This window comes from Propionivibrio sp. (assembly GCF_016790145.1).
Lineage (GTDB): Bacteria > Pseudomonadota > Gammaproteobacteria > Burkholderiales > Rhodocyclaceae > Propionivibrio.
The window spans coordinates 1-5,785 of the sequence record NZ_JAEUOI010000012.1 but is presented as its reverse complement, the minus strand read 5'-3'; the positions used below and the strand labels follow the sequence as shown (position 1 = coordinate 5,785).

General features: G+C 60.3%; 6 protein-coding genes. 3 read left to right on the top strand and 3 right to left on the bottom strand.

Annotated elements, in window-relative coordinates; all coding sequences use genetic code 11:
* Together JNM42_RS00900 and JNM42_RS00895 are read right to left on the bottom strand one after the other, a co-directional pair.
* A partial coding sequence (locus JNM42_RS00900; RefSeq protein ID WP_294264741.1) for a hypothetical protein occupies positions 1-321 on the bottom strand: 321 nt, incomplete at its 3' end.
* 155 nt (positions 322-476) lie between these two features.
* Positions 477-1,658 (bottom strand): glycosyltransferase family 1 protein, encoded by a 1,182-nt coding sequence (locus JNM42_RS00895; RefSeq protein WP_294264738.1) that lies wholly within the window; start codon positions 1,656-1,658, stop codon positions 477-479.
* Positions 1,659-1,850: 192 nt separating this feature from the next.
* Between JNM42_RS00895 and JNM42_RS00890 the strand changes: the two genes are divergently transcribed.
* Entirely contained in the window at positions 1,851-2,459 is a 609-nt protein-coding gene (locus tag JNM42_RS00890) for a hypothetical protein (RefSeq protein ID WP_294264735.1), read from the top strand.
* Positions 2,460-2,521: 62 nt separating this feature from the next.
* On the opposite strand, the gene JNM42_RS00885 is transcribed toward JNM42_RS00890, so the two are convergent.
* On the bottom strand, positions 2,522-4,207 hold the full coding sequence (locus JNM42_RS00885; protein WP_294264732.1) for an aminotransferase class III-fold pyridoxal phosphate-dependent enzyme: 1,686 nt from the start codon (positions 4,205-4,207) through the stop codon (positions 2,522-2,524).
* 46 nt (positions 4,208-4,253) lie between these two features.
* On the opposite strand from JNM42_RS00885, the gene asd reads away from it, so the two are divergent.
* Both asd and JNM42_RS00875 read left to right on the top strand, forming a co-directional pair.
* Positions 4,254-5,123: an archaetidylserine decarboxylase gene (asd, locus tag JNM42_RS00880; protein ID WP_294264730.1), complete on the top strand. Its 870-nt coding sequence runs from the start codon at positions 4,254-4,256 to the stop codon at positions 5,121-5,123.
* 98 nt (positions 5,124-5,221) lie between these two features.
* Positions 5,222-5,674, top strand: a complete 453-nt coding sequence (locus JNM42_RS00875) for a PhnD/SsuA/transferrin family substrate-binding protein (RefSeq protein ID WP_294264727.1) — start codon at positions 5,222-5,224, stop codon at positions 5,672-5,674.
* The last annotated feature ends 111 nt before the right edge of the window (positions 5,675-5,785 follow it).

The following is a 5,785-nucleotide window of genomic DNA, read 5'->3' as shown; positions in this document are numbered from 1 at the left end:
TGTCATATCCAGGGCAAGACGGATCATCGGCAGACTGGCTAATTGTCCCTGCGGGCCACCGTCGCTGGCGTTCGGGCGCTGTGCAAGAAGCGCGACCAGCGTGCGGATCGGCTCGTGGCCGGCGCGCAATTCGGACAGTGTCTCGTGTGCCGAACGCTCGAACAGCTTGCCGACGATGTCGAGCGCAAGCCGTCGCGCGTTGGTGTAGTCGACCGCCGCGATCAGCGCGCCCGTCGTCAGCACCAGCGCGGTAAACAACACGGCAATGTAGACGTGCAAGGGATAGCGGTGGCGGCGATGAGCCGGGGAAGCAGCGGTCAAGGTGCAATTCAGGTCAATGGAATGTCAAACATCATACGAAGTCGAGGTTTCCGTTATATGACATCCAGACACTTCAGCGAATGGTCTGAATAACCGGGTAGTGCCCTGGTTTCTCCCCTCGGGCAGACCCGTAAATGGGATATCTGAACAGATCCTCAAACAAGGGAGCAGAGCAAGGATTCAAAATCCTGCACCACGCACTTCCAGTCATGACGTTCGGCAGTCACCCGGGCGTCGCGGCCCATGGCGCGGAATTTGTCCGGTTCCTGCCGGTGCCTGGCCGCCATTTCAGTACCCATGGCAATGAAATCTTCCGTCTGGCCATAGCTTGCGAGCAGGCCATTGGTGCCGTGGCGCAGATGCTGGGCTGCCGCCGCGTAGTTGTAAGCCACTACCGGCAAGCCGCTGGCCATGGCCTCCAGGGTGACATTGCCAAAGGTCTCGGTCAGGCTCGGGAAAAGGAAAAGGTCGCCGGAGGCGAAATGCGTGGCCAGTTCCTCACCCCGGCGGGTGCCGGCGAAAATGGCATCGGGAAGCCGGCTGCGCAGCATCTTCAACTCGGGTCCATCACCCACCAGTACCAGCCGGGCAGTGGGCTGACGCAGGCGGATGGCGATGAATGCAGCACTCAGTGCGGTCAGATTCTTCTCGGCGGCCAGCCGTCCGACATGGATTACCACCGGCGTATCCGGCGTGACTCCCCATTGCTGACGCAGTGCCTCGCTGCGCCGGCCCGGGTTGAACAGTTGCGCATCGACGCCGCGCGCCACCACGCGCAGGTTGTTGAAACCGCAGGCGGCAAGTTCCCATCGCATCTGCTCGGTGGGCACCATGGTCATCAGGGTGCGGTTATGAAATTTGCGCAGGTAGGCGATGATCGGCTTTTTCAGCCAGCCGATGCCATAGTGCAGACTGTAGGCATGAAAATTGGTGCGGAAATCGGAGCAGACGGGAATCTTGAGCTTGAGTGCCGCGCGCAAGGCGGACCAGCCCAGCGGGCCTTCGGTAACGATATGGACGAGATCCGGACGGCGCAGCGTCCACTGCCTGATAAGAGCCCGTCGGGCCGGGAGACCCATTTTCAGATCCGGGTAGCGCGGAATCGGCATGCCGGCGGTCAGCATCTCGTCGAAGCCGCCGCCCAAAGCGGGTAACTCGGCATGAGCCTGGCGGGGCCGGATCAACTGAATCTCGTGATTGCGCTCGTGCAAGCCTTCGACAAAGCGCGATAGGGAGAGCGCCACGCCGTTCACTTCCGGCGGATAGGTCTCGGTAACGACGGCAAGTCGCAGGGACTTGCGGGCTGCCGACAACTGCTCGATGCGGATGGAGTCCATGGATGGCTCGCAATGAGAAATTATTCAATCATCCCCACTCCCGGTAACAGAAAGGCTACGGCAATATTAAATTTTTGTGATGATTGAGATTGTCGCCATTTTTTCTTGACGGTTTAACAAAACGGTAACAACAGACCAATAACGTTGGAGACTCCAACCGATGTTCCGAATACAACCCGACAAGGAGCGACAATGAAAGCGTTTTTGAAAGCCCTGCAAGTGCAACGCTGGGATGACCACCGCTACTACCACCACAGCCGCATCAACCAGTCGCTGCATTTCGTCAGCGCACTCAGCTTCATCAGCGCCTACGTCATGATGTTCTACAACCCGGTGGCCGCCGCCTTGACCGGCTGGTTGGTCTCGATGACCACCCGCCAGGCCGGCCACTTTTTCTTCGAACCCAAAGGCTATGACACCGTCAACCAGGCCAGCCATGAACACAAGGAAGAAATCAAGGTCGGTTACAACCTTCGACGCAAACTGGTGCTGATCGCCATCTGGGCGGTGGCTCCGCTGCTGCTTTTTGTCGATCCGACCCTGTTCGGTATTTTCGAGCCGGCGAGCGGAAAGTCAGAACTGATCGACCAGATTGCATTGATCTGGCTGTTCGTTGGTATCGGCGGGCTGATCTTCCGTACCGTGCATCTGTTCTTCATCCGTGACGTGCAGACCGGACTGGTGTGGATGACCAAGATCCTCACTGACCCCTTTCACGACCTCAAGCTTTATTGCACCGCCCCATTGCACCTGCTGCGCGGTGAGCTGATCGATCCGATGCAGCACGAGCAGGGCGCCTGACCCGACATGGCCGGTCACCCCCCGCAGCACCGGCGGGGCGGTCGACGGCGCTGGCCAGCAAATCACTTGCCGGAAGCAAAGTGGTGAGCCAGCCGATTGGGCAAGCGATTGGCCAGCATTTCGCGCAGGATGCCGCGCCGGATGGCCTTGTTGGTGAGTCCCGGCGCCTGCCACCACCAGCCGTCGCGGGCCATGGCCTGAGCGGCGGCGACGAAGCTTTCGGCAACCATGGCAAAATCGACATCCTCGTAGTTCAGGCTGAAGATCAGCCGTCCGGTACCCACCCACGACAGGGCCAGCCCCTCGGCCCGCAGGTAATACTGCAGCATCCAGTTGTAGCGGCAGGGCAGGGTGTAGACCACCGTCCAGATGCTCGACATGTTGGCTACCCGCAGCGGCAACCCGGCATTCTCCAGGCGCTGGTTGAGTGCTCTGGCGCGAGCGTTCCAGGTCTCTTCCAGCCCTTCATAGAGGGCGCGCAACTGCGGCTGTTCGAGTTGTTCAAGAAAGACCTGCATGGCGCCCATCACGTAGGGGTGGGAATTGAAGGTGCCGCGTGCGAAACAGATGTCCGCCGGGCGCTCGTCGCGGAAGCGTTTCATCAGCTCGCGGCGACCGCAGACGACACCCACCGGCAGGCCGCCGCCGAGAGTCTTGCCGTAGGTCACCATGTCGGCACGCACGCCGAAATACTCCTGGGCGCCTCCTGGCGCCAGACGGAAGCCGACGAACACCTCGTCGAAAATGAGCACGATGCCACGCTGGCTGCATACCTCGCGCAGTTGCTGCAACCACGCGGTATAGGCCGGACGATCGAAGCCGGCGCTGCGGGTACTGTCTACCAGCGAGGAATCGCCGGGAGCGCCGGCATTGGGATGCAGAGCCTGCAGTGGATTGACCAGGACGCAGGCAATATCCCTGCGCGTGGAGAGTACGCGCAGGGAAGCGCTGTCCATTTCCTTGAGCGTGTAAGTCTCGCGCGGCGGCAGCGGGTTGCCGATGCCGGGCTGCACGTCCTCCCACCAGCCATGGTAGGCACCGCAGAAGCGCACCAGATGGCGCCGCCCGGTATGGTAACGGGCCAGGCGGACAGCCTGCATCACGGCTTCGGTGCCCGACATATGGAAGGAAACCTCGTCGAGTCCGGAAATGGCCCGCAGCCGGCGGGCGTTGTCGGCAACCGCCGGATGGTAGGCGCCGAGCACCGGCCCCAGCGCCTGAACGCGGGAGCTGCCCTCGGCAATGCAGCGCCGGTAGAAATCGTAACCGAAAACATTGACGCCGTACGAACCAGTCAGATCGTAGAGAACGTTGCCGTCAAGGTCGGTGACTTGAACGCCCTCGCTGGACTGCAAAAAACTGCCGCCCTTCAGGTGCTGGCGGACGTAGCGCTGGTACTGGAAGGGAACCCGGTAGTTGCCGGTGAATTGCAGGTCGGAGATGCTTTCACCGGCCTCGGCTGTGAGCGCCGCCGAGCGCGCGAAGCGCTCCCGGTACAACGATGCCAGGGCCATGAAGCCCTCGCGGCGGCGCTGCACGATGTCCTCGGGAGCCTGGTCGGAACAGAAGAAAGTCGCTTCCTCGTACTCGTAGAAAGGAATCAGCCGCGCCACGCGCTTGGCCATTCGCGAATGTCCGGCCAGCGAGGGATGCTTGGCGCGGGAAAGTTCCAGGCGACGTTTGAGGCGAGGCAAGGCCATGGCCAGTGCACCCAGGCCGGCGGCGTAAAAAGCAATAGTTTCGTTCATTGATTTCTCCTTGACCTGTGTTCTACCCATTTTTCATTACAAAACCATGACCGTTCGTAATCTGCTGTCGCGCCTCGTTCTCCAGGAAGACCTCAATTTCCTGCTCACCAACCGCGTGCCGCGGCAATTTCTCACCCGTTTCATGGGCTGGTTCAGCCAGATCGAACAGCCCCAGGTGCGCGATTTTTCGATCGCCCTGTGGAAGCTTTTTGCCGACCTCGATCTTTCCGACGCACGCCAGACGCACTTTCGCAGCCTGCACGAGTGTTTCACCCGCCAGTTGCGCGAGGGTGCGCGACCGTTGGACAATGATCCGGGCGTCCTGGTCAGCCCCTGCGACGGCATTGTCGGCGCCTGTGGCACCATCGCCGGAACGCAATTGATCCAGGCCAAGGGTTTTCCCTACTCCCTGCTTGACTTGCTGCACGACCCGGCACTCGTCGAGTATTACCGCGACGGCACTTACGTCACCCTGCGCCTGACCTCCAGCATGTACCACCGCTTCCATGCCCCACACGAGTGCCGGGTGGAGCAAGTGACCTACATTTCCGGCGACACCTGGAACGTGAACCCCATTGCCCTCAAGCGGGTGGAAAAACTGTTCTGCAAGAACGAACGGGCGCTGATCGAAACGAGCCTCATCGCCGGTGGCCAGCGCATCGCCCTGGTGCCGGTTGCCGCCATCCTCGTCGCCAGCATTCGCCTGCATTTCCTTGATGTGCTGCTGCACCTGCGCTACCGCGGCCCCAATCTCATTCCCTGTGCGGCAAACTTTATCAAGGGCGAGGAAATGGGCTGGTTCCAGCACGGGTCGACGATCATCGTCTTCGCGCCCAGAGGGTTTACACTGTGTGGGCAAATAGCCGAAGGCCGGCTGATAAAAATGGGGCAGGCACTGCTTCGACTGCCCGGATAGGGGCGCGCCCGAACGCGGCTGATGCCCTAGCACGGAAATGTAACCAGCCTGTCACAAAGTGGAAACATAATAACGGCGTTGCTTACGGACTGACCTGAATGCCGCTTTCCTATTTCCAACGCTTCCGAACATGGCTTCAGACGCCGTCCAGATCAAGCTGGAAACGCCCACTGGCTGGCATAGTGGTGTTGTTTTTCGTGCTGTTGGCAGCAACCTTGTCCGACACTCACGTCCGAGCCATCCAGGCGGTGCACAAGGGTCTCGTCGATGCCGCCTTCGTTTCCAGCAGCCGCCTGGACGAAGCCATCCGCCAGGGCAGTTTTCGAACCGATGAAGTCGCGGTCTTCTGGAAATCGTCGCCGATTCCTGTTGACCCCTTCGTCTATCGAGGCAGACTCTGCCCGCCTCTGGTCGAGCGTATCAAAATGGCGTTCTTCAGCGAAAGCGCGGTTCTGCAAGACATGTTCCGGGCTCTTGGCCAGGAAGGCTTCGTTGAAGTGAATGACGATCATTACCTTGGGATCAGGGAAATCTTTTCCAGCCCGCCATAGCCGTCACCGAACTCGGTAGCGGTTCATCCCCCATTTCACATTTTCGCAACAGTAGACCACTACCATCCTTGAGACCAGCAAACCGGGCGGACGAAGATAATCGTCCTGCCG

What these genes read in the sequence shown, in the direction of transcription:
- JNM42_RS00885 (WP_294264732.1), bottom strand. Translation starts at nt 4,207, where the DNA reads ATGAACGAAACTATTGCTTTTTACGCCGCCGGCCTGGGTGCACTGGCC.
- JNM42_RS00890 (WP_294264735.1), top strand. Translation starts at nt 1,851, where the DNA reads ATGAAAGCGTTTTTGAAAGCCCTGCAAGTGCAACGCTGGGATGACCAC.
- asd (WP_294264730.1), top strand. Translation starts at nt 4,254, where the DNA reads ATGACCGTTCGTAATCTGCTGTCGCGCCTCGTTCTCCAGGAAGACCTC.
- JNM42_RS00895 (WP_294264738.1), bottom strand. Translation starts at nt 1,658, where the DNA reads ATGGACTCCATCCGCATCGAGCAGTTGTCGGCAGCCCGCAAGTCCCTG.
- JNM42_RS00875 (WP_294264727.1), top strand. Translation starts at nt 5,222, where the DNA reads ATGCCGCTTTCCTATTTCCAACGCTTCCGAACATGGCTTCAGACGCCG.